The 26,984-nt window shown below is 41.8% G+C and carries 23 protein-coding genes, 1 tRNA gene and 4 pseudogenes; 12 read left to right on the top strand and 16 right to left on the bottom strand.

What is annotated here, in order from left to right:
* Positions 1–6 precede the first annotated feature (6 nt).
* Genes AK825_RS10945 through ccmI form a run of 4 tightly spaced genes read left to right on the top strand, consistent with a single transcriptional unit; the run spans position 7 to position 4,541 of the window.
* Positions 7–2,061, top strand: a complete 2,055-nt coding sequence (locus tag AK825_RS10945; protein WP_068037320.1) for a heme lyase CcmF/NrfE family subunit — start codon at positions 7–9, stop codon at positions 2,059–2,061.
* Positions 2,054–2,704: a DsbE family thiol:disulfide interchange protein gene (locus AK825_RS10940; protein ID WP_058025866.1), complete on the top strand. Its 651-nt coding sequence runs from the start codon at positions 2,054–2,056 to the stop codon at positions 2,702–2,704. Before AK825_RS10945 ends, AK825_RS10940 begins: the two co-directional genes overlap by 8 nt.
* Positions 2,701–3,264, top strand: a complete 564-nt coding sequence (locus AK825_RS10935) for a cytochrome c-type biogenesis protein (RefSeq protein WP_062844965.1) — start codon at positions 2,701–2,703, stop codon at positions 3,262–3,264. The genes AK825_RS10940 and AK825_RS10935 overlap by 4 nt, the downstream gene beginning before the upstream one ends.
* Positions 3,261–4,541, top strand: coding sequence for a c-type cytochrome biogenesis protein CcmI (gene ccmI, locus AK825_RS10930; RefSeq protein ID WP_062844964.1), 1,281 nt, complete (start codon positions 3,261–3,263; stop codon positions 4,539–4,541). The genes AK825_RS10935 and ccmI overlap by 4 nt, the downstream gene beginning before the upstream one ends.
* 304 nt (positions 4,542–4,845) lie before the next feature.
* On the opposite strand, the pseudogene AK825_RS10925 reads toward ccmI, so the two are convergent.
* Positions 4,846–5,439, bottom strand: a pseudogene (locus tag AK825_RS10925) (IS982 family transposase); the annotation flags it as partial.
* Between the two features lie 144 nt (positions 5,440–5,583).
* Positions 5,584–6,201 carry a DUF411 domain-containing protein gene (locus AK825_RS10920; protein WP_068037317.1) on the bottom strand — a complete coding sequence of 206 codons (618 nt, stop codon included), beginning with the start codon at positions 6,199–6,201 and terminating at the stop codon, positions 5,584–5,586.
* 146 nt (positions 6,202–6,347) lie between these two features.
* Between AK825_RS10920 and AK825_RS10915 the strand changes: the two genes are divergently transcribed.
* Positions 6,348–7,229 carry an IS982 family transposase gene (locus AK825_RS10915; RefSeq protein ID WP_068037314.1) on the top strand — a complete coding sequence of 294 codons (882 nt, stop codon included), beginning with the start codon at positions 6,348–6,350 and terminating at the stop codon, positions 7,227–7,229.
* 55 nt (positions 7,230–7,284) lie between these two features.
* On the opposite strand, the gene AK825_RS10910 is transcribed toward AK825_RS10915, so the two are convergent.
* Positions 7,285–8,367, bottom strand: coding sequence for a YeiH family protein (locus AK825_RS10910; protein ID WP_068037311.1), 1,083 nt, complete (start codon positions 8,365–8,367; stop codon positions 7,285–7,287).
* Between the two features lie 226 nt (positions 8,368–8,593).
* Between AK825_RS10910 and AK825_RS10905 the strand changes: the two genes are divergently transcribed.
* Both AK825_RS10905 and AK825_RS10900 read left to right on the top strand, forming a co-directional pair.
* Positions 8,594–9,526, top strand: coding sequence for a LysR substrate-binding domain-containing protein (locus AK825_RS10905; RefSeq protein WP_068037308.1), 933 nt, complete (start codon positions 8,594–8,596; stop codon positions 9,524–9,526).
* 314 nt (positions 9,527–9,840) lie between these two features.
* On the top strand, positions 9,841–10,668 hold the full coding sequence (locus tag AK825_RS10900) for a GNAT family N-acetyltransferase (RefSeq protein WP_157822716.1): 828 nt from the start codon (positions 9,841–9,843) through the stop codon (positions 10,666–10,668).
* 104 nt (positions 10,669–10,772) lie between these two features.
* Here AK825_RS10900 and AK825_RS10895 read toward each other — a convergent pair whose 3' ends face one another.
* The 4 genes and pseudogenes from AK825_RS10895 to AK825_RS14990 all read right to left on the bottom strand — a co-directional run bounded on the left by AK825_RS10895 (position 10,773) and on the right by AK825_RS14990 (position 13,896).
* On the bottom strand, positions 10,773–11,207 hold the full coding sequence (locus AK825_RS10895) for a hypothetical protein (protein ID WP_068037304.1): 435 nt from the start codon (positions 11,205–11,207) through the stop codon (positions 10,773–10,775).
* Positions 11,208–11,325: 118 nt separating this feature from the next.
* Positions 11,326–12,607, bottom strand: a pseudogene (locus AK825_RS10890) (IS256 family transposase).
* A gap of 202 nt (positions 12,608–12,809) precedes the next feature.
* The gene (locus AK825_RS14600; RefSeq protein ID WP_227514164.1) at positions 12,810–13,481 is read right to left on the bottom strand and encodes a transposase; all 672 of its coding nucleotides are present in this window, start codon (positions 13,479–13,481) and stop codon (positions 12,810–12,812) included.
* Between the two features lie 319 nt (positions 13,482–13,800).
* Positions 13,801–13,896 (bottom strand): DUF4113 domain-containing protein, encoded by a 96-nt coding sequence (locus AK825_RS14990; protein ID WP_145990099.1) that lies wholly within the window; start codon positions 13,894–13,896, stop codon positions 13,801–13,803.
* A 28-nt stretch (positions 13,897–13,924) separates the two neighbouring features.
* On the opposite strand from AK825_RS14990, the pseudogene AK825_RS14595 reads away from it, so the two are divergent.
* A pseudogene (locus tag AK825_RS14595) lies at positions 13,925–14,089 on the top strand (protein deglycase HchA); the annotation flags it as partial.
* A gap of 124 nt (positions 14,090–14,213) precedes the next feature.
* Here AK825_RS14595 and AK825_RS10880 read toward each other — a convergent pair.
* The 4 genes and pseudogenes from AK825_RS10880 to AK825_RS10870 all read right to left on the bottom strand — a co-directional run bounded on the left by AK825_RS10880 (position 14,214) and on the right by AK825_RS10870 (position 17,652).
* Entirely contained in the window at positions 14,214–14,975 is a 762-nt protein-coding gene (locus AK825_RS10880; protein WP_058368377.1) for a substrate-binding domain-containing protein, read from the bottom strand.
* A 357-nt stretch (positions 14,976–15,332) separates the two neighbouring features.
* Positions 15,333–15,451 (bottom strand): annotated as a pseudogene (locus tag AK825_RS14910) (acyl-CoA dehydrogenase); the annotation flags it as partial.
* Between the two features lie 99 nt (positions 15,452–15,550).
* Positions 15,551–16,141, bottom strand: a complete 591-nt coding sequence (locus tag AK825_RS10875; RefSeq protein WP_058368781.1) for a recombinase family protein — start codon at positions 16,139–16,141, stop codon at positions 15,551–15,553.
* 389 nt (positions 16,142–16,530) lie between these two features.
* Positions 16,531–17,652, bottom strand: a complete 1,122-nt coding sequence (locus AK825_RS10870; protein ID WP_068037302.1) for a Fic family protein — start codon at positions 17,650–17,652, stop codon at positions 16,531–16,533.
* 292 nt (positions 17,653–17,944) lie between these two features.
* Between AK825_RS10870 and AK825_RS14695 the strand changes: the two genes are divergently transcribed.
* Positions 17,945–18,034, top strand: a tRNA-Ser gene (locus AK825_RS14695).
* Between the two features lie 183 nt (positions 18,035–18,217).
* Here the strand turns inward: AK825_RS14695 and AK825_RS10865 are convergent.
* The 3 genes from AK825_RS10865 to AK825_RS10855 form a co-directional block, all read right to left on the bottom strand.
* Positions 18,218–19,621: a YjiH family protein gene (locus tag AK825_RS10865; RefSeq protein WP_082787238.1), complete on the bottom strand. Its 1,404-nt coding sequence runs from the start codon at positions 19,619–19,621 to the stop codon at positions 18,218–18,220.
* A gap of 100 nt (positions 19,622–19,721) precedes the next feature.
* Positions 19,722–20,681 (bottom strand): arginase, encoded by a 960-nt coding sequence (locus AK825_RS10860; RefSeq protein ID WP_068037299.1) that lies wholly within the window; start codon positions 20,679–20,681, stop codon positions 19,722–19,724.
* Between the two features lie 369 nt (positions 20,682–21,050).
* On the bottom strand, positions 21,051–22,133 hold the full coding sequence (locus tag AK825_RS10855; RefSeq protein ID WP_068037295.1) for an ornithine cyclodeaminase: 1,083 nt from the start codon (positions 22,131–22,133) through the stop codon (positions 21,051–21,053).
* A gap of 138 nt (positions 22,134–22,271) precedes the next feature.
* Here AK825_RS10855 and AK825_RS10850 point away from each other — a divergent pair, with 138 nt between their 5' ends.
* Together AK825_RS10850 and AK825_RS10845 are read left to right on the top strand one after the other, a co-directional pair.
* Complete coding sequence (locus AK825_RS10850) at positions 22,272–22,733, top strand: Lrp/AsnC family transcriptional regulator (RefSeq protein WP_264753626.1); 462 nt, start codon at positions 22,272–22,274, stop codon at positions 22,731–22,733.
* Between the two features lie 479 nt (positions 22,734–23,212).
* Positions 23,213–23,461, top strand: coding sequence for a hypothetical protein (locus AK825_RS10845; RefSeq protein WP_068037289.1), 249 nt, complete (start codon positions 23,213–23,215; stop codon positions 23,459–23,461).
* Between the two features lie 186 nt (positions 23,462–23,647).
* Here the strand turns inward: AK825_RS10845 and AK825_RS10840 are convergent, their stop codons facing one another.
* On the bottom strand, positions 23,648–24,775 hold the full coding sequence (locus AK825_RS10840; protein ID WP_068037286.1) for a zinc-binding dehydrogenase: 1,128 nt from the start codon (positions 24,773–24,775) through the stop codon (positions 23,648–23,650).
* 118 nt (positions 24,776–24,893) lie between these two features.
* Positions 24,894–25,571: a glutathione S-transferase family protein gene (locus AK825_RS10835; RefSeq protein WP_068037284.1), complete on the bottom strand. Its 678-nt coding sequence runs from the start codon at positions 25,569–25,571 to the stop codon at positions 24,894–24,896.
* Positions 25,572–25,804: 233 nt separating this feature from the next.
* On the opposite strand from AK825_RS10835, the gene AK825_RS10830 reads away from it, so the two are divergent.
* Positions 25,805–26,713 (top strand): LysR family transcriptional regulator, encoded by a 909-nt coding sequence (locus AK825_RS10830; RefSeq protein ID WP_068037281.1) that lies wholly within the window; start codon positions 25,805–25,807, stop codon positions 26,711–26,713.
* Positions 26,714–26,984: the final 271 nt, after the last annotated feature.

The raw sequence follows: 26,984 nt of genomic DNA, 5'->3' as shown, positions 1-26,984 counted from the left end.
GACCGTATGTTAATCACAGAATTGGGTTATTTTGCCTTGCTGGCCGCCTTTATATTGGCGATTTTGCAGGTGGTATTACCAACCGTTGGCGTCATGCGCGATCACGTTGCTTGGCAGCGTCTCGCGCCCAGTCTCGCGTGGGCACAGTTTGCTGCCATGATTTTTTCATTTGTTGCATTGATGGCAGGCTTTTATTTCAATGACTTTAGTCTCGTCTATGTCACGCAGCACTCTAATACTTTGTTGCCTTGGTACTATAAACTCTCGGCGACATGGGGCGGACACGAAGGCTCGCTCTTGTTGTGGATGACCATCATGGCCACGTGGTGCGCGCTGGTCTCCTATTTTAGCCGTGGCTTACCGTTGTCGATGCGCGCGCGGGTACTCGTGATATTGGCCGGTGTGCAGGTCATGATGCTAGCGATGCTGATTTTTACCTCGTCGCCATTTGATCGTACCTTGCCCAATCTGCCCGTAGATGGGGTAGATCTCAACCCACTTTTGCAGGATTTTGGGCTGATCGTTCACCCACCGATGCTGTATATGGGTTATGTGGGCTTAGCGGTGCCATTTGCTTTTTGTATGGCGGCATTGTGGGAAGGGCGTTTGGATGCAGTATGGACACGTTGGTCGCGTCCATGGGCGCTAGCGGCTTGGGGGTTTTTGACCGTTGGTATCGCTCTTGGCTCTTGGTGGGCGTATTATGAGCTTGGCTGGGGCGGCTGGTGGTTTTGGGATCCTGTAGAAAACGCCTCACTGATGCCTTGGCTTGCCGGTTTAGCCTTGCTGCATTCGTTGGCAGTGACTGAGAAGCGCGGTGTCTTTAAAGCATGGACCATTATGCTGGCTATCTTTGCTTTTGCCTTAAGTCTCTTGGGTACTTTCCTTGTACGTTCAGGGGTTATTACCTCAGTGCATTCGTTTGCCGCTGACCCCACTCGTGGTCTGGTAATTTTAGTGATTCTTGGCATCATCGTCGGTGGTGGTTTGCTGATGTTTGCGCTGCGTGGCTGGCGTTTGACGATTGAAAGTCAGTATCAACTAGTTTCGCGTGAGTCATTTTTAGTCATTAACAACATCATCATTTTGATTGCAACGTTAGTGGTATTGCTTGGTACCCTCTATCCTATCATTGCCGACGCCTTTAGCTTGGGTCAGGTATCGGTAGGTCCTCCGTACTTTAATGCGCTATTTGTGCCTTTAACATGGCTATTGCTGGTTGCCATGGGTATGGGCTCCAATATCCGCTGGAAACAAGATAAGCGTCCATTGTTAGGCGTTGGTATGGTCATTGCGGCGAGCAGTCTAGTATTAGCTGCAGTCATCACTTACTTTGTCAGTCCATCTGCCATGCTTAATATTGGTGTAACACTAGCAGTAAGTTTTTGGGTACTGTTCTGGATGGTGGTTGATTTCAAAGACAAAACCAAAAATGCACCAAGCTTTTTGCAAGGCTTAAATAAGCTGCGTTTAAGCTACTGGGGTCAGCAAACGGCACATATTGGTGTGATTGTAGCGGTCATCGGTGTTGCCTTTACCAGTACCTTGAGTATCGAGCGCGATGTGGCATTGAGTGTTGGCGAAACGGTCCATGTCCAAGGTTACGACTTCACCGTTAAAGGCTTCCGCGAAGTCAAAGGCAGTAACTATGATGCGACCCAAGCTGAGGTCGAAGTGAGTAAAGATAGCCGTGCTGTGACTACGTTATACCCTGAAAAACGCAATTACATTATTAGCATGATGCCAATGACCGAAGCAGCGATTGATGACAGTCTGATGCGTGATGTGTACGTCGCACTTGGTGAACCTATAGCTGAAGGCAGTAATAAATGGGCCGTACGTATTTATGTGAAGCCATTGATTCGTTGGATATGGCTCGGCGCTATTATTATGGCATTGGGTGGTCTGCTGAGTATGCTTGATAGGCGCTATCGTCTCAAAACATCCAAGACCCCTGCACAAATTGCAGCGAGTAAGTCAGGCTTTACGACGGTTACTGATTTAGATGTTAAAAGCACTACTAATAACACGACACTAATAGGGGAGAAGCAAAATGACTAAGTCTAATCATTTTTCCGAGCAACCCCCTGAAACAAAAGGTAATCGAACAATGAAAAAAAGCCAAATTAGAATATGGTTTTTGATCCCGCTGATCATCTTTGCTGCTGTTATGGTTATGCTTTATTTTCGTTTGGGGCAGCCGACTGAAATCGTAACCAATACCGCGCTTGAACGCCCAGTACCAGCGTTTGAGCTGCCATTGTTGTCCGATACCAGTCGGATCATGACCAATGACAACTTACCTGATGAGCCCTTTTTGATGAATATTTGGGGCTCTTGGTGCCCAACTTGCGTTATTGAGCATCCTTTTTTGATGCAACTAGAAGAGCGTGGTGTCAATCTGGTTGGCGTGAATTATAAAGACGATATCGGTGATGCGCTCAGCTATCTCAACCGAGGCGGTGATCCCTTTTCGATGTCTATTCAGGATTTGTCCGGCCAGTTTGCCTTGGACTTAGGGTTGACGGGTGCGCCTGAGACTTTCACTGTCGATGGTGAAGGCGTTATTCGCCAGCACATTGTTGGTGAGATTAACGAGAGTAACTGGCAAGATCGTATTGAGCCTTGCTTAACGGTACTCAATGATGCCAATGATAATAACGTCAGTCCAGATGCGATTCAGGTTGAAGAGGTGTGCAAATGATAGCCCTTTCAATAAAGGCCGTTACGATAAAAGTAGCGAGCTTAATACTTGCCTGTCTCCTAAGTGTGACCAGCTATGCGGCGATTGACGTCTATGATTTTGATTCTGTCCAACAAGAAGCACAATACCGAGGATTGATCGAAGAGCTACGTTGCCCGAAATGCCAAAACCAAAACTTGGCAGGTTCTGATGCACCGATTGCCCAAGACTTAAAGCAAAAAGTCTATGATTTGATTAAAGACAGACGTAGTGATGCGGAAATCCGGGATTATATGCAAGAGCGCTACGGCGATTTTATCAGCTACAAGCCGCCTGTACGTCCATCGACATGGATTTTATGGTTTTTTCCGCCATTGCTACTGATCGTATTATTGATAGGGTGGTTTTGGCAAAGCCGTCGCCGCCAGCTGGTAGCGAGCGGTCAGAGTAGAGTGACGGTAGATAATACCGCCTCGGAGCTGACTGCCGCCGAAAAAGCCGAACTTGATCGTCTGCTATCGCGTGCCAATAGCACCGATAATGACGCTCATGACACCACAAGCCCCGAGGACAAAAAATGACCATATTCTCTACTGCTGGCTTATTTATTGCTCTAAGCTTACTGATTGCCTTACTCCTTGCTGTTATTACCATCATGCCATGGCTGCGCGCCACGCGTACATCAGGCACTTCTGTGGACAACCAGCTACTAGATATCAACGTGGCGGTGTTTCGCGAGCGTCTGGCAGAGCTAAAAACAGACAAAGACAGTGGCACCATCGATGATGCTCACTACCAAAACCAAAAGCTTGAGCTTGAGCGGCAACTATTGGATGCCCAGCGTGAAGTCACGCCGATGGTCACCCCTGGTATCAAAAGCCGCTTGATCCTCATGGTTTGGGTGCCTGTATTGGCTGCGCTGGCGTATCTGATGGTGGGTGACCGAACGCCTGTGTTTGATCTGTGGACGGCCGAAGACAAGGTCGGAAAAGTCGCTGATGACTTGTTGACTGGCAAAATCGATCAGCCACCTGTATGGGCAATCGAAAACGGCCAGCAGCTTATCAGCGCGATGCAGACCAACGTTTATCGTCATGCCGATGATCCTGATCGCTGGATGCGTTTGTCAGAGCTGTTTTTATCGCTTGAAGCTACCGACTCAGCGATTGAAGCTTTGTCACGCGCTTACCGTCTGTCACCAGACAATGAAGAGATTGCGACCACTTATGCGCAGATTAGCTTTTTTGCCAATAAAGGTCAGCTTGATGCCAGTAGCCGCCGTGTATTACAAGATGTCCTTGCCAAAAATCCACAGCATGAAGGTGCGCAGATGCTAATGGCAATGGGTGAGGCACGTGGTAGTAACTTTGCAGAAGCGCAAGGTTGGATTAAGCGTTTACGTGAGAGCATCGCTGCCAAACCAGGTGACCATAGTAAAGCGCTAGCGAGCCTTGATGAGCTAAGTGCTAATGTCATCGAGCAAGAGCAGCAAGCCGCGCAAGGTATCGAAGTTACCGTCTCTATTGATGCGAGTCTATTACCATTGGTTAAAGCCAATGATGTGTTGTTTGTAGCGATACGTGATGTGAAAGGGGGCCCTCCGTTTGCCGCCAAACGTTTACCTATTAGTATCATCAAGCAAGGTAAAGCCAGTATCCGTTTAAGCGATCTTGATGCGATGATGCCAGAACGCACGTTACAATCTGCCCGTAGCGACAAAACTCAGTTAGCAGTCGTTGCTCGTGTTAGCCATAGTGGGACTGCGTCCGCAGAGTCGGGTGATCTATCAGGTAACCCAGTAGTGATTAGCGCTGAACAGACTCAAGTTAATATTGAAATCAATCAACAGATCCCTTAACAAATGATTATTACAGTAAGTTTCATAATACTAGAACCGTATGTAGGACAGCTTTTGAAAGTGGTGCTATCAATAGCTGTATAACCTATTAGTAAAGAAGTAAAAAACGGCTATGGTGTTTTGCTAGTGAAATAATTGGACGGATGACTATAGAAAGTCTTGATTAAACATAACAGACAGCTCATTTTCAGCTTCCCGCAGAAGAGGTATATGGCTTAATAACTCTACTAAAGACTTTTTAACAGTGGGACCATGAGTAAATACGGTGGCAAAGGTTTGCTTGCTGCTCACTATTTAGAATTAGTACCGCACAGGCAACCATGCCTCTATCCCCAAACACCTTGCCAAACACAGGCGTTGCCATATCCTTAACAGGCGCTCTATCATCGGTATTACCCGCAGTGACTTTGACGGAGACCAGCTCACCTTTATGATTGATAATGGCGTGTAGCTTAAAGCCGTAAAACCAACCCATGCTACTTTTGCCTCGGGTTGCAAGTCCCTTAAAGACTTTATGACGGTAGATACGCTTGTTATGACAAACTGCTATCTTGGTTGAATCAATATAGCTGATACCCGTACAGTCGCCCATCATGCTTTGCAAGTAGCTGCACAGTGGCATGATACTGCGCGGCACAAGCTCTATAAATCGCGAGTAGCTCGGCAGATTTGGAAACGCCCGTTTCATCATGCCAAGCATGTGATGGTAGTAAAACGCCTTAAACTGTCGATACCGCAGTTGATGAAACAGTACCAAGATGGTCATCATCTCTGCTACACTTATCTTGCATGCTCTTAACCTTTGGTGTCCCGTTGCGATTAAATGAGCGTCAAACTCAGGTTTGAATTGCTGATAAAAGTCGTCAATATGGCAGTATAGTTCGGTTAGGTTGTCCATGTAAGAAGTCCTTTTTGCTTAAGTGGTCTTGGTAAACTTACTTTAGCAACTTCGGACTTCTTTTTTTATCTTTTTTTTGAGCGCTTATCCCGAACTGGGGTTATTAATAAGTTAGCGATGGACAGTAAAAATCATCCTTTTCAGCTATAACTGGGCATTGGCGCTATCAACCTCAGCATATACCGCTGTGCTACCATCTTTATTTATTTGCATGATTTGATAAGGGTCGAACTGATTGTTATATTCCATACCAGGACTCCCCATAGGCATACCCGGTACAGCAAGGCCAATGGCGTCGCTTGGCGGGTTTGCTAAAAACTCTGCAACATGCTTAGCGGGTACATGGCCTTCAAACACATAACCATCACTCGTGACCGTGGTGTGACAAGAGCGCATATTATTAGGGACGCCGTAGCGCTGTTTAAATACCGCTAAGTCGGCAACATCTTGCCCCTCAGCGGTCATACCATGATCTTCGGCATGGCTAATCCACTCTTTACAGCAGCCACAATTGGCATCTTTATAAACCGTCGCAGAGACGTTTCTCAGCGCATCACTGTTACTGCTAGCGCTCGGAGTCACCGTTTTAGGCGTTTGGACTTTTGAATTCTGGCTGTCTGTTGCCGTCTCTACAGTCGCTGTGGTTGCAGCAGTGGTATTGGTTTCGCTACAAGCAAATAACGACGATGTCACTGTCAGTAGGATAAGCGCACCAAACAATTTATGCTGCTTAAAAGTTAAGTTATGGTTATCAGGTTTCATACATACCCTCTCGTCATTTATTGTTTATTGTTGCATTTGATATTTAACCCCAATTCGGGATAAGCGCTCAAAAAAAGATAAAAAAAGAAGCCCAAAATTGCTAAAGTGAGTTTACCAAGACAAACTTCACAACAAGGACTTCTTACATGGACAACCTAACCGAACTATACTGCCATATTGACGACTTTTATCAGCAATTCAAACCTGAGTTTGACGCTCATTTAATCGCAACGGGCCGTCAACGGCTAAGAGCATGCCAGATAAGTGTAGCAGAGATTATGACCATCTTGGTACTGTTTCATCAATTACGTTATCGACAGTTTAAGGCGTTTTACTACCATCACATGCTTGGCATGATGAAACGGGAGTTTCCAAATCTGCCGAGCTACTCGCGATTTATAAAGCTTGTGCCGCGCAGTATCATGCCACTATGTGCCTACTTGCAAAGCATGATGGGCGACTGTACGGGTATCAGCTATATTGATTCAACCAAGATAGCAGTTTGTCATAACAAACGTATCTACCGTCATAAAGTCTTTGAAGGACTTGCAACCCGAGGCAAAAGCAGCATGGGCTGGTTCTATGGCTTTAAGCTACACGCCATTATCAATCATAAAGGTGAGCTGGTATCCGTCAAAGTCACTGAGGGTAATACCGATGATAGAGCGCCTGTTAAGGATATGGCAACGCCTGTGTTTGGCAAGGTGTTTGGGGATAGAGGCTATATCAGTAAAGCCCTAAACGAGTGGCTCACAAAACACAGTGATACCACGTTGATAACCAAACTTCGGCGTAATATGAAACCCCAATTACTTGAGCCTATGGATGAGGCACTACTCAATCATCGCTCTTTGGTTGAAACGGTGTTTGGAGAGCTTAAAAACTTGTGCCAAATCGAACACTCACGCCATCGTAGTGTCACGGGGTTTATCACAAACTTGCTGTCAGGTTTAATTGCTTATTGCTGGTTTCCCTATAAACCCACCATCAAAAATATGCCTCAGCAGGGACAGGTAGCAACATTGTAAATAGTATCAATGAGTTACAATGTGGCTTATCCCGAACTGGGGTTAAATAGCTTTTTTACAGTGAAGCGATGCCAATATTGATCAAGCCGCCACCAACGATTAACCAAGCAAACATAATCGCACCTAAGATAAGGGGTTTAACGCCAGCTTGTTTGATAGCGCCCAAATGCGTGGTTAGACCCAGCGCAAACATTGCCATGGTGAGCAGCACATCGTCTAGTATCACCATACTACGCTCAAAGCTTGCGGTCATCGGCACCCAAGTGTGCAGTAAGACGATGGCAATGAATATGAAGGCAAACCAAGGCACTTTGACTTGTTGAATGCGGCTCATTACAGAGGGTTTGTTACCTTGATCGTTACTGCCTTTGGTCAACGCAAAAGATAAAACCAATAAGAACGGCGCGAGCATCATCACGCGTATCATCTTGGTGACAACCGCTGTGTCACCCACTTCGGGACTGACTGCGTTACCAGCGACGACGACTTGCGCCACTTCATGAATGGTGGCACCCGTATAAATCCCGTACTGCTGAGCATTTAGCCAAGGTTGCAACCAACCAAGATGGTATAAAAACGGATAAAGCAGCATCGCAATGGTGCCAAAGACCACGACCGTAGCCACAGCGATAGTGACTTTGTGCGCTTCGGCCTTGATCACTGGCTCTGCGGCGATAACAGCTGCTGCCCCGCAAATACTCGCGCCTGCACCAATCAATAACGTCGTTTGTTTATCGACTTTGAGCCATTTTGTACCTAACCAATAAGTGATTAAAAAAGTCGAGGTCAATACCAACGCATCGCTCATCACCGCAGACAGTCCGACACTTGATACTTGCGTTAGGGTCAGCTTAAAGCCATAAAACATGATGGCGAGACGCAGTATTTGACCTTTGGCAAATGTCACGCCCACATGTAGCTGCTCAGCGAAACTAGAATAAACGGTATTGCCCAATATCATACCGATCAAAATCGCTAGCGTTAACGAAGACAAGCCTATAATGCGCCCGTGACTCCAGACATCCAAGCTCGTATTTAGCCATAAGCAAAATAAGCTACCGACAAACACCACTATCAAACCTGCGAAATGGCGATTGGTTGGGAAGTAGTTGGTCACTGTTTTAGTTAAGGCGTGCATGACGAAGTGTCCTATTGTCCATAATCGAAATAAGCATAAGCTTATGAATAGACATTATAAGGCAGACCAATCTATAATAAAAACAGATTAATTAGATAAAAACTATCGATTTTTTAGGTTAATAAAAGTCTTTGGGCTAAAAAGATGGTTTTTTAGATAATAAAGGGTTTTTAAAATAACAGGTGGTTTTTAGGTTGTATCAATAAGATAGGGTGTCAGAGAAATTATGAAAAAAGCCATGCAGGTATTACCAAAGATTACCCTCAAGCAATTATCAGTGTTTGTCAGTATTTATCAAACTGGCAGTACCAGCCGTGCCAGTGAAGAGCTGCATTTATCGCAATCAGCGGTCAGCAGTGCACTCACTGAGCTGGAGGCGCGGTTACAAATGCCGCTATTTGAGCGCGTCGGGCGCAGGCTCAATCAGCATCCAAACGCCCATCCTATCTATATACAGGCACAAGCGATTTTGGGACAAGCTTTAACGCTTGAGCATTATCATAAGCATCAAGCAGGGCAGATTCATATTGGTGCTAGCACGACTATCGGTAATTATGTATTGCCACCGCTGCTTGCCAAATTGTACGAAGCGCTACCCGATGCCCATATCGATATGTATATTGCCAATACCCAAGAAGTGGTCGGCGAGGTTGAGCAATTAAATATCGATATTGCGCTTGTAGAAGGTATGCCGCGCCCGACAGATATGAAAGTCATTGAGCAGCGCGCTTGGCGGACCGATACCTTGATGGTATTTGCTAAATCTCATAGTAAATGGCTGGCAAACATGGACTATAACCATAAAGAAAAATGCTATGAGCTCAGCGCTGAACGATTGGCAAGGCTGCCATTACTGGTACGAGAGGCGGGTTCGGGGACGCGGCAGATTATCGATGAGCAGTTATTGCAGCATCTACCGCATGCCGAGATTGTCATGGCAATTCAGCAGTCAGAAGCCATTAAGCATATGGTCAGCGCCGATATTGGGCTTGGCTGCTTATCGCAGTATGTCATTCAAGCAGAATTGGATAAAGCAGAGCTGGTGCAGGTGAAAGTAGCAGGTATTGATTTAGCGCGCACGTGGTGGCTGGTGTGGCATAAAGCGCGTCATCAAAGCCCCATTTGGCAGAGTTTTATTGATATTTTGACAGAAGATTGATTTTAGTAGTAAAACCCCAGTTCGGGATAAGCCAGTGCTTAAGTTGTTGATACTATTTGTATAATTATTATCTGACCTTATAAAGTCATGCTTTTGACAGTAGTTTATAGAGAAGCCTGTCTTCAAAGACTTAGCTGGTCTTCAAGAGTAATAGAAAATATCAATACTATCAGCAGCTTAATGAATCACTTATCCCGAACTGGGGTTATAATAATAAAAAAATATATTTGCCTTTAATGATAAGAGAGATTGACGCTAAGTACTGGGATGCCACTTCTACTTATGGGTATGGCGGTCCGCTGGTTGACGACACTGTGACCACTGATGAGCTGGATATTATGTTGAAAGGCCTTCAGGATTTTCTTTATGAAGAAGGCTGTGTCTCTTTGTTTATGCGCCTGCATCCCATCATTAACAAAGAACGAGAGCGCCCCCCAGCTATTGGCAAAATAATAAAGCATGGCTTAACAGTAGCCTCTGATTTGACTAAATCTGAAGAAGAATACTGGCAAGAAACTCAAAATCAGCACCGCCGTGGCATCAAAAAAGCAATGAAAATGGATGTGACTACTAAGGTTGAAGCGTTGGACGAAGAAAACGCTAAAATCTTTTCAAAGATTTATGAAGAGACGATGGCGAATGTTGGTGCCACTGATTATTATTTTTTTGATGACAATTATTACTATAATTTGTCTAAAAACCTACAAGGCAGATTGCTGTTGATAACGGCTTATCAAGAAGATAAGCCTATTGCTTCTTCTTTATACACTGCCTGTGAGGAGTCAGGGATTATGCAGTATCATTTAGGAGGAACGCTCGACGATTATAGAAAACTGCAGCCTGCTAAACTGATTACTCATGTGGCAAGAGACTGGGGGCGGGAAAATAACTATAAATTACTTCACCTTGGCGGTGGCCTTGGTGCTAGCCTCGACTCACTATACAAATATAAAAAAGGCTTTAGCTCCCCCTCTGAGGAGTTTGATTTTAAAACCTATAGACTCATTGTCAACCCAGAGAAATATGCCGAATTGGTAGCCAAGGTTGGTCTGAGCGAGGAAGATTTGAATTCTGACTTCTTTCCTTTATATAGGAAAAAGGCAGCACTTGCTTCTGAAGATGAGGCGAACAGACCTGCTTAATAAGGTAGTATTAAAAAGTATTATTGCAGACAGTATCACTATAAAAAAACACCAGCTATAACTAGTTATAGCTGCTGTTTTTTGTCTCTACAATATATTGGGCTTTATTGAGTTGGAACAATATGCCAAACGCCTTTTACATTATCGCCGTTTGCATCTCCAGCTTTAGTGTCTTTTACAAAGAAGTATAACGGCATGTTATTGGCAGCCCACTGATAAGTACCGTCATCACGCTGAAAAGTCGAGAACTGACCGACGCTTTTGGCATTGTTAGGGGCGGTAAGTGCTGGCCAAGCCGCTAAACAATCACCTGTACAGTTCGACTTATTGGCAGTGTCTTTGTCAAAGGTATATAGCGTCATGTAATTAGTAGAATCAACCAGCATACCGTTTCTACTAGTCACTGGTACGGCGCTGCTACTAACCATCTGGTTATCATTCATTCCTGACATATTAGTGCCAAATACTTTATCCATTGTCGAGCAGCCTGTAAGCGCTAAAACACCACTTAGTGCAGATAACATCATAATACGCTTCATAGTAACTTCCTTATTCTTAGAAAATGATTAGTCAGTAGACCTCTTGCAAAAGTCATAGGTTTAGCTCGAAATTAATGATACCAGCAAGAGCCCATCCCAGATTCTGTGTAACTGCCATTTAGATTAAATGCTTACTGATACGATCATCAAACATAATTATAAAGCGATTAAGAGCCGCCGTCCAGTTACGAATCGGCATCGACCACCTTGACGATGCCTGTTGAGTTGCCAAATAGACCACCTTGAAGGCGGCTTGATCAGAGGGAAACACCTTACGCTTATTCACCGCTGTTCGAATGACACTATTTAGCGACTCTATCGCATTGGTGGTATAAATGACTTTTCTGATGTCTTTAGGGTACTCAAAGAACACCGTTAAGCCCTCCCAGTTATTACGCCAAGACTTGATGACATGCGGGTACTCTTTGCCCCATACTTCATCAAAGTGCTCAAGGTTGGCCTCTGCCATCTCAAGCGTATCAGCACCGTAGATGGCCTTTAAATCAGCTGCTACGGCCTTCTTGTCCGTCCAAGGTACGAACTTCATCGAATAGCGCACCATATGCACGATACACAGCTGAACCTGAGCGTTAGGGTAGACCGTATTAATGGCATCAGGGAAGCCTTTTAGGCCGTCTACACAGGCAATAAGAATATCTTGAACCCCGTGGTTTTGTAGCTCAGTGAGAACACCAAGCCAGAATTTAGCGCCCTCGTTCTCTGATAGCCACATGCCAAGCAGCTCTTTTTTACCATCAAGAGCAACGCCTAAGGCCAGATAGATTGCCTTGTTGATGATCTGCTTGTCTTGACGTACTTTAATGACAATGCAGTCTAAATAGACGATAGGATAAACACTGCTCAGCGGCCGGTTCTGCCAAGCGGTGATGTCCTCTAATATGTTATCGGTGACTCTTGAGACAAGAGAGCTTGAGATGTCGACATCGTAGAGCTCTTTAATGCTCTCTACGATCTCAGTGGTGGTTTGACCTTTGGCGTATGAGCGAGGATCAGCAAGTGTCTGGGAGACACTTGCCCGAAGCGCAAGACGTAAGGCTATGCCTGTAGTGAAATATGATTTTATCATCAAGACCTGAAATACGGGTTTGATGCTTACTGACAAGTACAGGCTCAAAGCTACTGTCGCGGTCTCTGGGGGTGGAGATCTCAAGCTCGCCTGTGTCGCTACGGACTCTCTTTTTAGTGTGCCCATTGCGCTTATTAGGCCTGTCTGCCTTTTCATGCTTGGGGTAGCCGAGATGCTCTTCCATTTCTGCTTCTAGGGCAGTGTCGATGAAGGACTGCATGAGCTGCTTTTGAAAGTCTTTGATGTCATCGAAGCTTTTCATGCTGCTGGCCATTTGCTCAGCCAGTTTCTTGATGTCAGATTGGTTAGTCATTGCTTATTCTCCTGTTAGTGGATTATAAGCAGTTACACAAAGTTTGGGAAACTCCCCAACTTGCGCTTTAACGGCTTATCTTTGTCTTTATAAATACCGACATGATAAGCCCAACAAAATGCTAAGGCGTTCACTGCGACTAATTTACTGACCCGATCAAGATGGGTTAAGTGGGTATCTTCAAGATTAAAGCCACGGCCCTTTAGACAAGCAAATAAAGTCTCAATCTCCCAACGCTTAGCTTAGCATAGCTTGTCATCGCATCCACTGTTTCTAGTTGATTGGTGGCCACAATCACTAAACCATAGTCTTTATCACGCTTGGCAAATACTCGAACCAAACAACCATCGACAGTCAGTATTCGCCCATGTCGATATGTTTCTTGATGGCTAACATGGCGCAATAACTCTTTAATCTGTACCAACTTGCCATGATGATTCTTAACTTTACTGTTCTTCTTAATCCGTATGGCAAAGGGTATGTGATTATTGGTGAGCCAGTTAAACCATTTTTCGCCAACAAACTCTCTGTCTGCTACTATCATCTCAAGGTTATCTTTGCCAAATTGTTTGATAAACCGCTCAATAAGTTCACAGCGTTCAAGATGGTTTGTATTACCTCGCTTATCTAGCATTTGCCAGTATAAGGGGATGGCTATCCCTTTATATACCACCCCTAGCATAAAGATGTTGAGGTTACTTTTACCCCATTTCCAGTTGGTGCGGTCAATGGTTAAGGTGACTTTGCCTAGCCCAAATAGTCGATATATCATTAAAGCCAGTTGATCGTAGTCTATCCTCGCTTCGGCAAAAAATCGCTGTAGTCTGCGATAGTGACTGTCGGTCTTGCCACCCTTAGGGAGGTGTCTTGCTATTTTTTTTAAGATTACTGCTTTGAGCAGTAATCAGGGCTATTATCATTAGGCTCAAACATGTGATTCTTGCCTTGTTCATACTCAGGTTTTGAGTTAAAGTTTCACTAAGTCTGTTAAAGTTTGGCATGGTCTATTCGTCTTAAAAATTACTATTATGCCTTTGCTTTAACAGACTTTTTTGTTTTTTTGTCGTGTGCAGAGATAAATTTCTTATTTCTTGGATTGTGTTGCTAACTTTATGAATTTACTGATGTTGAACTGGGCGGTGCTACACCCGAAGTAACCCATCCCAACTAAAATAATTCTGCGTCAAACGATCTCAGCTCATACTCCAAGCACGATTTGGCAAATAACAACCACTCAATGCAATTTTAGATTTGCCGTATTTGGCTTGGATCGCTTCAAAGGCTTGCATGAGATTTTCGTTTTTTTCATGTTGACTATGGTTGCTGGCAGATCGCTTAGAAAAGTTGGGTGTGGAAGTGGTTAATAAAGAGATGTCGAGACAGTGTATTCAAGACCGTAAGTTAATTACAGGAGATAGTCCTTTGGCATCGAATACCTTGGGTAAAATGGCAGCACAAACGCTTTTGGCCGAGGTTCAGTAGTTATATTTTCTTCAATCAAGAGCGCCGTGGCGCTCTTTTTTATGTCCAATTTGCTTGTTAAAAGTTCGATTTTTTAAGCTTGGAAACTGATCTTGAATGTGGATCAAAGATTAAAATTAAGCACTCATTTGTTCCAACCAAACTGTTTAAAAATCGCATGGCCTTGTGCAGAGCTTAAAAACGTAATAAAACTTTTTGCTTCAGGATTTTTTAGACTGTGTTGAGTTAGTGCAACACCTGCATCACGGTAAATCACCAGTTCAGGTTCGATCGGGATAATTTGCCCAATGTCTGGATTACTGACTCCCCAAATATTAAACACCAACCATGCATCATAGCTGCTGTCAGTTTCCCATGCTTTTTTCGCTGTGCCTGTATTGGGTGCATACATGGCGATATTTTTACGGAAGGATTTTGTGAGCTGAATGTTGCCCGTTCTACCTGCAATATCTTCCCACATGCCGACTTGGCCTGCGCCATGGGTGACCAAAACTTTAGTGTTTGGCCTGCTTAGATCTTTAAATCCTTGAATATGTTTGGGATTGCCTTTTCTGACTAAAATGGCAGCAGGGCGTAGGTAAATAGGCTCAATCGAGTCCTTTACGATTTTGTCGGCAAATAAGCTTTCGAAATCAGACATCATGGCTTCCGAACCACTATAGATGACGTCGGCATCAAGCTTGGCTTTGTCGCTCCATTGTGAAGTAGGGCCCGCGGTTACATGGACATCAATCCCTGTTTTATTTTTAAATTGTTTCGCTGCTTCGTGCATCGCTGGTGCTGGTCCACCTGGACCATAGACATTAATTGCCGCTATAGCATTCATTGATAAAAAGCCCAGCATGAGCGGAAAGATATAGTGGCTGAGCTTATAATTTTTTGACATTTTTATTCCCTTTATTGATATGTGAATGTTGATAATATTTGTTTTGCTGATGTATTTAAATATTTATATTATTTTTTTTGTTAAAGAGTTTTTTAAATATTAGCGCGATTTTCTTACTTAAATTTAAGTTGTAGAAAGACAGAGACATGACGGAATTTTTAATGCACTTACTCTAAAGAAACTATCAGTGAGCGTAGTGAACTCTTTTTAACTGTAGGGGACGCTTTTGCCAAAGTCTAAGGATGAGGCCAGAAAATTGGAGCGACAGCTAAGTTGCTGGGGGAAGTTGAATTGTAAGGTCGGACTAGGAATAAAAAGAGTGCATCGGCGCTCTTTTTATCGTTTTGACACTATTAATTAGTAGTCAAAGCTAAAGTGTTCAGCGGCCAATGACGTCATGGTTTTTGAAGGATTGACCATTCTTCAGCATGACCTTGAGTGCGCGGTAACATGCGTTCAAAGTAGAAGTCAGCCAGAAAATACCATTACGCACAAAGTTTAGTTAAGGCCAAAAAATAACGAATGTTTGCTAGGTGAACCGTACCGGGTTTGGAGACCCTCCGACATAGTGTCGTCTAGCCCTGCTTTAACACCCGATAAACCGTAGCTACCCCAACACCAACCGCCTTAGCGATCTCCTCTTTTGTCATATTGCCTTGACTGTCTAATTCTCTAATACGATTGTGTTTCGTTGTATTAGGCTTCTTACCGGAGGGCTTATAGCCACTGTTAGCCAATCCCTGCTTGATACGCTCTCTACGCTTGTCGTTATCAAGCTTTGCCATCGTTGCTAATAAGTCGATCAGCATATGGTTAATCACTGTTAGGATCTCACCTGTCATGCCTTTACTTACCGTATGCGTAGTTGGTAGATCAGCCACCACCAATCGCAAGCCCTTGTCTTTGATGCGCTGCTTTAGAATTGCAAAATCATCTTGAGATAGCCTGCTTAATCTGTCCACGCTTTCAACCAGCAGAATATCGCCTTGATCAGCGTCTTTTAATAGCTTAGCTAATACTGGCCTATCGAGCTTTGTACCACTGAAATGCTCAACGTACTCAACATGTTTAACGTTATAGCTTTGGCTAAAGGTAATCAAGTCAGACAAGGCTCTCTTAGCGTCTTGATCCTTAGTGCTGGCTCTCACATAAATACGAACGGTCATAACGCGACCTCTATTACTTAGACTTAATAATTAATGTTCATTGATAATAGCAAGATATTACTATCATTTAATTTTAGAAACAAGTCTAATGATAGCTAAGTTATCGTTTAGAAGTTTTATGTTTTAGGTATAGGCTAATGATAGGTTTTCAGGTGTACTCACTGGTTTAGTATTACTGTAATATGTATATTGTTTTGATTAACTATAAAAACCAAAGGGGGCTGAGCTATGCTGAAGAAACCGTAGAGGTAAACTTGGTAAACTAAGCGTATTAATCGGAGCTTACCAGAAACAAGAAAACTACCTCCTAGAGCCGAATTTAAAGCTGAAGCTGTCAAGAAGGTTGCGGGAGGGTATAACTAGGACTAGCTGTCAATCAGTGCCCAAGCTTATAAAACAATCTCATAATTTGTACTACGCCCTGAAGCAGCGGACTTCTCTAACATTCCTTTTTCTATCAAATCATTGATATCTCGAAGTGCGGTATCAATCGAGCACTTATTAATAGTCGCCCATTTTTTAGTGGTCAACTTGCCGTAAAAGTCACTCATCAAACTATTAAGCATCTTAATCTGTCTATCATTTAACGCATGATGTCGATGCATCTGCCAAAAGCTGGCTTTATCCATAATTTTATCGGTGGTCGCTTGAGCTGCAAGTAAAGCGTCTTTCAGCGTTTCTAAAAACCAAACCAGCCACAAAGTAATATCGCGATCGCCTTTTTGTGTACGTTCCAACACCTTATAATAATCATTGCGCCGATTTAGAATTTGCGCGGACATACTATAAAAGCGCTGAGCGCTACCATCACTTTTTGCTAGCATTCGCTCCGTGATTGCTCTTGTCAGCCGTCCATTACCATCATCGAAAGGATGCAACGTCACAAACCATAAATGCGCGATACCCGCTTTAATGACCAAATCTAAATTATCTTGCTGGCTAGACGGCATATTAAGCCACTGTAAAAAAAGATCCAACTCATCAAAAATCCTGTCTGCATGAGGAGCAACAAAATGCACTCGCTCTCGGCCATAGCCTCCTGAAACTACTTGCATAGTGCCTTGACTATCATCCCGAAGCTTGCCAACTTTAATACGATAAAGCCCGCTATAGCCTTCTGGGAACAGCGCTCGATGCCAACCGAGCAAATCTTCTAACAATAAGGGCTTTTGATAGTGGAATGTTGTATCTAGCATCATCTCAACCACTGCATCAATTTCTCGTGAGGCTGCAGGCATATTATGGTCATCAACCCCTAAATGCCGAGCAACAGAGGATCTTACTTGATCTGTTTTTAAAATTTCACCTTCGATCTCAGATGTTTTAACGATTTCAAGAGTAACGGCGTCTAACTGAGCTTCAACATTTAAATCAAATCCTAATGTCAGCAATTTTCCGAGAAGCTGACCTTGAAGCAATCGCACTTGGCTTACCAGCGGCAACAGTTTTTTATCTGACCATTGCCAATCTGTCCAATTGGGGTGTTCATGAATATAAGTAACGTGTTTCATAATAAGACCAAAACCTGCAGAAGTTAGAGGGCTATTCTCCTTATATTATGCAGAGATTAAACTTAATAAACAAGGAAAGTCATCGCCGAAATGATGAGTTAAACCTAGCCTTTTTAGTAAAAAGGACAGAAAAAGTGGAGAAAATATAGGTAATTAGCTCAAAAAACCGAGGAGGGAGTGGAGGTAAAAACACTATAATTTTATAGTGCCTATTTACGAAATAAATCTAATATGATTTTAAATAACTTTGCGTTTTCGTGAAGTTAAAAATCGCTGTAGGCATTATAAGTAAAGGGATGTAATATAAGATACATTTATGGGTTTTGGTTGACCTACCTTGACATGGTAGAGGTCAGCAGTTCGAATCTGCTTATGCCTACCAAATTCAGCTCGACAAAAAAATCCCCAGTTTAACGACTGGGGATTTTTTTTGCTTATAAAATATGGACTATAGCGGGAATATCTTATTTATAACACTTTACAATAACGAAAATTCAATTAGCTTTAAATTACCTGAAAAAGCAACGATGAATAAAACTAGATTAATCTATAAATAGCCTTATACTTAAAAAATCATATGAGCACATATTGCAATAATCGGTAATGAAATAATGGTTCTTAATAGAAAAATTATTAGTAACTGAAAAAAGCTCACTGGAATCTTCGTTCCTAAAATCAATCCGCCTACTTCCGACATATAGATCAATTGAGAAACTGACAAGCAAGCTATTACAAATCGAGTTAATTCTGATTCTATTGAAGAGCCGATAATAGCAGGTAAAAACATATCTGCAAAACCCACCATAATGGTTTTTGACATTTCTGCTGCAAAAGGTATATTCAATAACTCTAAGAATGGAATAAACGGCATACCTAAATAATCAAATACAGGTGTTTCTTCTGCAACGATTAACCCCATCGTCCCGATTGCCATAACGACAGGTAGTATTCCGATCCACATATCCAAAATATTTTTTAACCCATCCTTTAAGAAAGTAGAAAAGCTTGGGCTCTTTTCTGCTTTTTGAACGGCTTTATGTAAGCTGTGCGTAAATAATGTTTTTCCTTCAGGGATGGTTTCATGATCTCTATCGCTATTTTCTACTACATACGTATTTTCAATTCTAGATAAAGGTAATAACCTCGGTACTATTAAAGCACAAACGATCCCGCATAAAGCAACCACCCCAATCATATTGAGAAAGTAGCTTTCTAGCTTAACTTGAGAGATGACAACCAAACAGAATGTAATCGAGACTGCTGAAAAGCTTGTAGCAATAACGGCCGCTTCTTTTTTAGTATAAAACCCACCTTCCAATTGTTTATCAGTTAGTAATACGCCAATGGTTCCATCACCCAACCATGATGTTAAACAATCTACAGATGATCTACCTGGCAAACCAAATAGAGGTCTCATCACTTTACTTAATAAAACACCAAAAAACTCTAATAAGCCAAAATCAAGTAGTAGTGGTAGCAATAATCCAGCTAAGAAAAACACGATAAAAAGTATTGGCATTAATTCATATAAGATTAATCCCCCGATACTATCTGAATATATGAATTCATAACCATACTTGAAATAGGTAACAACAACAAAAAACGCACCAAGCATTCTAATAATAAGCCAAGGTGTTGTAACGTTCAGTAAATTATTTAAAAACGCATTATTTAAAATCACTGAAGGTTTCATGATTTTAGTATATAACGTACAACACAATGTAATCATAATTGAGATTACGACGAACAGTGGCAAAAGGTTACCCATGTAACCTTGTATATAGTCCTTTAACACAGAGATAGGAATGGTAAATCCTTCTGCATATGATACAAATCTACCATCTACATATGGAATTGGAAATACGAAAAGCATCAAACCTATTATAGATGGTATAAAGAATTTTAAAAACTGTCTGATATTGATACTGCTAACATCTTGACTCGAAGCACTGGCTTTAATAATGTCCATATTATTGTTACTCGCAGTCCATTTTTTAACTAACCTAAAGAAATATTTGCAATAAATATACTTAGGTTAGATGCTTTAACTCATTTTAAATAACTTCACACTAGTAATTATTTAAAAGAGACTGTGTCACTTTTTCTAAAATTTTAAATATTCTGGTTGAGTCATCTTTTGAATTGTTATACAAAGGATTGATTTCTGCCATTTCCCAACAGCATACTTTCTTATTCTTGATTAATTCTATGTTAAGTTGCATTGCTTGTTCATATGACAGCCCATTCATTGCAGGCGTACCTGTTCCTGGAACATATAAAGGATCCACACTATCAACATCAAATGAGACATAAATGTGATCGCAATATTCCAATTTTTTGAAGATTTCCTCTACTGTGGAACTGATTCCTTTTTGAGTTATCTCAGCAACGGTATATAAAGGGATTTTATGTCTTTTAATTAAATCCATCTCTTCTTCTTGATAATCTCTAACGGCACAAAAAACCACATTTTCAGGCTTGATTGACGGCTCATCAGAAGCCATAAATTTTAATCTCTCCCAATACTCTTTTTCTTTTTCAGAAAGCTCATTTCGCTGACATTCCAGATTGTCAATTGCACAAGCCATAGCCAAAGGCATTCCATGCATATTTCCTGAGCCACTGGTATATGGTGAATGAAAGTCAGCATGTGCGTCTATATAGACCACACCAATTTCAGAATTGGGATGCGCCATCTTAAGGCCATGCATCGTTCCTGCACAACTAGAATGATCTCCAGCTAAAACAATTGGGAATTTATTCTCATTTCTTATATCTTTTATTTTATGTGCTAACTTAGAGATAATCGGTTCAATCACATCAGCATATTTTGCATGTGAAAATTGTGATTCCCCTTCACTATTACTATCATCCTCAATACTGTCGAATTGCAATTTTTCAAAATAATCTGCATTGAGTTCTTTTGATGACGCTTTTAATGCATCAATTCCTAGAGAGGCGCCTTTTTTATATCCTGCAATATCTGAATAAACTTCTACTATTCTTATATTTTTCATCATATCAGTCATGATTTTGTCTCTATTAAAGAAAATAAATTTTTTATATCATTTAAATTTGGGATTAAATTGATTTTTCTATATTAAAGCTCTTGAAAAATAGCAGATAGATTTAAAATAATAAACATATCCATAGCTGTCCAAGAGCCTTGCTAAACATAGATAAAATTTAAAAAATGATGTTGGTTTTAAACGTTACACAAAATGAGAAGGGCTTATTTTTTTTGTATAGTCGATACTAAATAAAACGGATACATTATTTAATAACGCGAAGCTGGTATAAATTTTTCTGGCTTGCTGTGCCTACGCCGACAGAGGCTGTAAAAAATTCTTCCCAGTCCCGCTGTATCTTTTTCATATTGGACTGACTATATTAATTACTTATGACACAGCCGTAGCTTCATTGGTCACTATGCTATGGTCTTTCACTACCGAGTATAGATTTTTAGGGTCAGCTTGCTGAGGTATCAGATCTAAAATCTCATATCCTCCTTGCTCTCTGATCAAGTCGCGTAAAAATACCAAAGCCGTAAAGTCTTCTGATGCAAAACCAACGCCATCAAACACTATGAGATCATCAGCTGACGTTCGAGCTTGCACTTCACCTTTGAGGATTCGATGAAATTCAATAACAGGGAAGTCGCTTGATAGATTTTGGATCTCTCCCTCAATGCGTGTCTGAGGCTCAAACTCTACAATCACACGATCTGCTCGCATTAATATATTGCTATCCAGCTCTGTCTTACCAGGACAATCACCGCCTATCGCATTGATATAAACACCTTTTGTAATTATCTCGTCTCGTAAAATAGTGGCATTTGTTTTATCAGCCGTACAGGTAGTAATGATCTCTGCACCCAAAACAGCTTCTTCTAACGTGCGACAAACAATCACTTTCAAACCTGAGTCTGAAAGGTTATCAGCTGTTTTCTGTGATGCCGCTGGGTCAATATCATACAAACGAACTTCTGAGATACCCATTATGGCTTTCATACCCAACGCTTGAAATTCAGACTGAGCACCGTTTCCTATTAACGCCAGTTTTGTAGCGCCTTTTGGTGCACAATGTTTGGCCAACATAGCTGATGTGGCAGCCGTACGTAATGCCGTAAGGATACACATTTCTGTCAGCAAAATAGGGTACCCGTTTTCAACATCAGACAAGATACCCATAGCCGCTACGGTCTGTAAATTTCGTTTGGTATTAATTGGATGACCATTGACATATTTACAAGCAAACATCTCTCCATCGCTTACAGGCATGAGCTCTATGACGCCGTCTTTTGAATGCGAAGCAAAGCGAGAAGATTTTTCGAATTGATCCCAACGAAGGAAATCTTGCTCTAAAGCATCCACTAGATCTGTGATACATTGCTCAACGCCATAATCATGAATCATTTTAGCCATCGCTTGTACACTAACGAATGGAATGCCTTCCTTGGGTGGTACGATAAATTTAGACATTAATTCTGTTCCTTTTCATGAATATTGTTTATTGAACCGACAATTAATATCCTACCAACTATAATTGTCAGTTAAAATGTCAATAAGTTATTAAATATGGACATTTTTTTGGCATATTGTTAGGTGCTATTTAGCATAATGTCAAAACTCAATGAAGGAAGCATTTTTATGGCGTATTACACTTATGACTCTTTAGATAGCGAACTGATATCTGAACTTCGACAAGATGGTCGAGCAACCATCTCAAACCTTGCTAAAAAACTCAAAGTCTCTCGTGCCACTATCCAAAACAGATTGGATAGATTGATTCATAACGGTGCTATTTTAGGATTTACGATTCGAGTACATGAGGCACTAGACAAAGAAACCGTCAAAGCTATGATGATGATTGAAGTAACAGGAAAGTCTACGTCACAAGTAATTAGGAAGTTACGAGGCATCCCGCAACTCATTAAGCTACATACGACAAATGGTGCGTGGGACTTGGTAGCAGAGATACACACTACAAGCTTGAGAGAATTTGATGAAGTGCTGCGTCAAGTAAGAGAGATTGATGGCATTTTGAATAGCGAAACAAGTGTTCTGCTTTCGAGTTTGTAATGTGATCATATTTAAAAAGAGAGGTATGCTGAAGAAACCGTAGAACCAAACTTGATAAACTGAGCGTATTAACAGGAGTTTATTCATATATCTTGTTTTAATGTAATAGACTTGCACTCAGTATAAAACCCCTTCAAAGCTCATAGTCTTTGCTATAAATCTAATTCGTACTACGTCCTGAAGCAGCAGAATTTTCTAACATACCTTTTTTTACCAAATCATTTGAGTGCGATTGTTAGGATGTTTTGGTCGCATCTCATCATCGCAAGCCAATATTTCTATAAATCCTTATTGAGCGCAAAAACTGTTACCTTTCTTTAATTTTCATCAAACTACGTAACGTATATACCAGCTATGATAGCAATCAGTCGGCATAATAGCCTGAGCGAGCTTAGAGTCACAAACAGTGCTTTAAATTATTCGTTAGTCGATCTTGACACTAATTAAAAACGCACTTTAAAAATTGATAGAGACCTCTAATGAAACAGACCTTGTTTATATTGTTAGCCACATTACTCAGTGCAACAAGTTATTCTGCCAATGCTATGGTGCCGAGTATCGCCTTTGCAGATGAGATGAATGATATTCAAAAACCAGCCGCATCTACTGAATTAAAAAAAATGAGACAGGAATGTCGAGCTAATTTGGATATGGATAGGTCACAAGGTCACCTAAGCGTTACTGAAAAAGAAGCGATGAAGAAATGTATAGCAAGTAAGCAGGCTTAAGGTCAAAGACTAATAGTTGTAAACGATAAGTAAAGATCAGCTAATTTAAGGCAGCTTGCAAGAGGTTTTGTTGAAGTAGAAACTTTTTTCTATTTGCGTTAGATAACCGTTAAAGATATACGAAAGCAGATACTAGAAATAGTATCTGCTTTTTTATAATTTAAAAATCTATTATTTCAGCAACCACTAGCTTTGCGGGGTGATTAAGTATTTCTCACCTGTCGCTTGTTTAGAGTAAGCCGCTATCGAATCCAATTGTAGCGCCTCTGCCAATGACACTTCATGGGTGTAGCGACTAGCAAAGGTGGTGGTGATTTCTTCTGCCACACGTTTACGCATCGACATGGCCGTTTCAGTGCCTAATTTGCCTAGTGCATTGAATAACAAGAAGCCGTTAACACCCCAAGCAAAACCGAAGTTACGATTGAGCGTAATAGGGCCACGGTTTAATCCGCCATAAACATAAACTTGTTTGAACGTATTAGAGCCATACACGTTGTATTCTTCGACATCGCGAGTGATTGCCGCTTCCATGCAGTTAAGGATATCGCTGGCTAATTGACCGCCACCGATAGGATCAAATGCAATCGTAGCACCCGTTTCAGTAATTGCTGCCGTCAAGTCAGCAAGGAAAGAATCTTTGCTTGAGTTAACCACATATTTTGCACCCATATCACGTAGCAAGGTTTCTTGTTCTTCTTTACGTACAATGTTGATTAAATCAATGCCATCAGCCATACAAATACGGTTGAGCATTTGACCGAGGCTAGAGGCTGCTGCCGCATGAATGATGGCTTTATGACCTTCGGCACGCATGGTTTCAACCATTGCCAGTGCAGTCAGCGGATTCACAAAAGAGGAAGCACCTTCTTTAGCGGTTGTGCCGTCTTTTAATACTAAGCAGCTTTGTACGTTGGCAGATAAATATTGACGATAAGTACCGCCGCCAATCACCGCTACTGTTTTACCCATCAATGCTTGTGCTGCAGGTGATGATCCCGCTGCGACCACGGTTCCTGCGCCTTCATTGCCTACAGGTGTGTCTTTGCCAACACGCGTTTTCAGCGCTGACATGAACTGCGCGGCAACGTCCGCTGTGATAACGGGACGCTCTTCTGTACCTGACTGAGTCGCTGTGGACATATCAGCGGCGCTAAACAACACGGCTTGGTCAGATGGGTTTAATGGCGCCGCTTCAATGCGTACAACGACTTCGTCAGCACCTGGCTGCGGCATATCGATGTCTTGCAAAGATAAGGTTAATTTATTGTCTGCGCTGATGGTTGAAACCAGTTGGATGTTTGTATCTGACATTATGTTTTGCTCCTGCAAATAATTAAGGGTGTTAAACCAATCACTTTTTATATTGGTCAAAGTATGTGTTATTGAATTTAAATAAAGCTTAGTTTGAGCTATTCTTTTAATGCTAAAACTAATCGGCGTTGACTGCTTGAATTTGCTCTTTTACTTTCTGCATAAACTCAGGCATGTTTGCCAAGCGATCTGCTTCTATTGTTTGAGCAATGGCAGATTGACTCATCGCTTCGTTCCACTCTTTCATATCTGGTATCTCTGCCAATACATCCCAGTCAAGTTGCTTTGAGGCAAAATTGCTAACAATGGTGCTAACGTAATAAACGTAGATATCAGCCATGGTAAATTGCTCGCCAGCAATCCAAGGTGAAAACTGACTTAGGCGATTTAAGGCAGAAATGCCACGCTCTAATACTTGGCGTACTTCCGCTGCAACAGGCTTAGGAATAGCCGTACCTGAAAAGGCAAAAGGAATCAGTCGTCTGCTTGGCAGCTCTAAATAAAGCTCTGCTATTTTCATGATTTGACGCACAACCGCACGTTCGCCAGCATCTGTAGGGTATAGAGGAGTGTCAGGGTAACGCTCTTCGATAAAGTCACAAATGACGCTCGATTCTGAAATATTAAAATCTTCAAGCGTTGTGATAGCAGGTACTTTGCCAACTGGACTGACTGCCAGTAACTCGTCACTACCACCGTAGACCAGATTTTCTTGGAATGGCAGTTGTTTATATAAAAGGACATGTTTTACTAGGTTGTAATAGTTGCTAGCAGCAAAACCGTGCAAAGTAATCATCAGTCAGTTATCCATTATTAAGGTGATTGTTATTTTTATTGCCGAAGCATTGCCGAAGAAACAAAACTAAGGCTGCAATGTCTAAGTTGAATCTATTATTACTGGTTTTAATTGGCTTGTATATAAGGGTATATGTGAATCACTATTGCTTTTAAGACAATAATAGAGCGAAAATGCGTAGATGCTTCTTAAAAGCTAATTATTGACGATTGTTTCTTAAATGGAGAAGTGAGTTGGATCAATTACGGGCAATACGCTATTTCAGTAAAGTCGCCGAAACGGGCAGTTTCACCAAAGCGGCGAAGGTGTTTGATGTGCCGCCCTCATCGCTCTCAAGGCGAGTCGCTGATTTAGAAAAGAGTTTGGGTGCGACGTTATTAAAGCGTTCGACTCGCATCGTCAAACTGACAGAAGTAGGGCAAATTTACTATAACGATGTACAGCAAATATTAAGTCAGCTAAAACAAAGCCATGAAACGGTGCGCAGTTATCAAACCACGCCAATGGGGCGTTTGAGTATCAGCTCGATGGTGGGTTTTGGTGAAAAAATACTACTGCCATTACTGGATGAATTTAGCGCTTTATACCCTGAGATTGTCCTAGATGTTAGCTTAAGTGATGAGTTATCGACGCTGGGACGTGATGATGTTGATATCGCTATTCGTGGTGGTTACGCACCTAATGAGCGTGTATTAGCAATAAGGCTCATGGATAATGGGTTTATCCCTGTCGCTTCACCAAGCTATTTAGAAAAATACGGTATGCCTAAAAATGTGATGGAGTTAAAAGAACATCATGGCCTATATTTTAAAGCGCCGACAGGGCCAACGCCTTGGTTATGTCATATCGATGGTCAATGGCATGATGTCTCAGGGCCAGCGGTTGCGATTTCAAATAATGGACCGTGGCTAGCGAGAAAAGCTTGTGAGGATGAAGGTATTCTGATGTCAACTCGCTGGGCGTTAGCGTCATATCTTGAATCAGGGCAGTTGCAAGAGCTCAAGTTTGAGCATGAATTGGCAATCACGCAACATGCTGATATGGCCGTGTATTTGTTATATCAAAAGCAGCGCTATCTAGTGCCAAAAGTAAAAGCGGCTGTAGATTTTTTGGTTGAGAGGATAAAGGTAGTGGTCAGTTAATTTAGCGTATCTAAGAGGTAGTTGCTAAACCAGATATATCTTTACAAAGATACATCGATCTTGATTCAGTATCAAGGCCTCTAGTAAGCAGCTTTATCTTTTTAGTTTTCTCTATATAAAGATAGAGATCAGGAGATCATTTATGCTTAGTACATTTATAGTGGTTATTGTTTTTTGATAACATTATAAATTGAGTGCCGTTTTAGAGTATTATAAAAAACTGGAATAGCACAGAATGAGATATTAGTCATACTTAAACTCAGGAGGTTAA

Source organism: Psychrobacter sp. P11G5 (assembly GCF_001593305.1).
Classification (GTDB): Bacteria; Pseudomonadota; Gammaproteobacteria; order Pseudomonadales; family Moraxellaceae; genus Psychrobacter.
The sequence above is the reverse complement of the archived record's forward strand: the minus strand, read 5'-3'. Positions and strand labels throughout refer to the sequence as shown.

Bases quoted from the DNA above. Each gene is read 5' to 3' on its own strand.
- AK825_RS10945 (WP_068037320.1), top strand. From the start codon at position 7: ATGTTAATCACAGAATTGGGTTATTTTGCCTTGCTGGCCGCCTTTATA.
- AK825_RS10940 (WP_058025866.1), top strand. From the start codon at position 2,054: ATGACTAAGTCTAATCATTTTTCCGAGCAACCCCCTGAAACAAAAGGT.
- AK825_RS10935 (WP_062844965.1), top strand. From the start codon at position 2,701: ATGATAGCCCTTTCAATAAAGGCCGTTACGATAAAAGTAGCGAGCTTA.
- ccmI (WP_062844964.1), top strand. From the start codon at position 3,261: ATGACCATATTCTCTACTGCTGGCTTATTTATTGCTCTAAGCTTACTG.
- AK825_RS10920 (WP_068037317.1), bottom strand. From the start codon at position 6,201: ATGAAACCTGATAACCATAACTTAACTTTTAAGCAGCATAAATTGTTT.
- AK825_RS10915 (WP_068037314.1), top strand. From the start codon at position 6,348: ATGGACAACCTAACCGAACTATACTGCCATATTGACGACTTTTATCAG.
- AK825_RS10910 (WP_068037311.1), bottom strand. From the start codon at position 8,367: ATGCACGCCTTAACTAAAACAGTGACCAACTACTTCCCAACCAATCGC.
- AK825_RS10905 (WP_068037308.1), top strand. From the start codon at position 8,594: ATGAAAAAAGCCATGCAGGTATTACCAAAGATTACCCTCAAGCAATTA.
- AK825_RS10895 (WP_068037304.1), bottom strand. From the start codon at position 11,207: ATGAAGCGTATTATGATGTTATCTGCACTAAGTGGTGTTTTAGCGCTT.
- AK825_RS14990 (WP_145990099.1), bottom strand. From the start codon at position 13,896: ATGCAAGCCTTTGAAGCGATCCAAGCCAAATACGGCAAATCTAAAATT.
- AK825_RS10880 (WP_058368377.1), bottom strand. From the start codon at position 14,975: ATGTCAAAAAATTATAAGCTCAGCCACTATATCTTTCCGCTCATGCTG.
- AK825_RS10875 (WP_058368781.1), bottom strand. From the start codon at position 16,141: ATGACCGTTCGTATTTATGTGAGAGCCAGCACTAAGGATCAAGACGCT.
- AK825_RS10870 (WP_068037302.1), bottom strand. From the start codon at position 17,652: ATGAAACACGTTACTTATATTCATGAACACCCCAATTGGACAGATTGG.
- AK825_RS10865 (WP_082787238.1), bottom strand. From the start codon at position 19,621: ATGGACATTATTAAAGCCAGTGCTTCGAGTCAAGATGTTAGCAGTATC.
- AK825_RS10860 (WP_068037299.1), bottom strand. From the start codon at position 20,681: ATGACTGATATGATGAAAAATATAAGAATAGTAGAAGTTTATTCAGAT.
- AK825_RS10855 (WP_068037295.1), bottom strand. From the start codon at position 22,133: ATGTCTAAATTTATCGTACCACCCAAGGAAGGCATTCCATTCGTTAGT.
- AK825_RS10850 (WP_264753626.1), top strand. From the start codon at position 22,272: ATGTCAAAACTCAATGAAGGAAGCATTTTTATGGCGTATTACACTTAT.
- AK825_RS10845 (WP_068037289.1), top strand. From the start codon at position 23,213: ATGAAACAGACCTTGTTTATATTGTTAGCCACATTACTCAGTGCAACA.
- AK825_RS10840 (WP_068037286.1), bottom strand. From the start codon at position 24,775: ATGTCAGATACAAACATCCAACTGGTTTCAACCATCAGCGCAGACAAT.
- AK825_RS10835 (WP_068037284.1), bottom strand. From the start codon at position 25,571: ATGATTACTTTGCACGGTTTTGCTGCTAGCAACTATTACAACCTAGTA.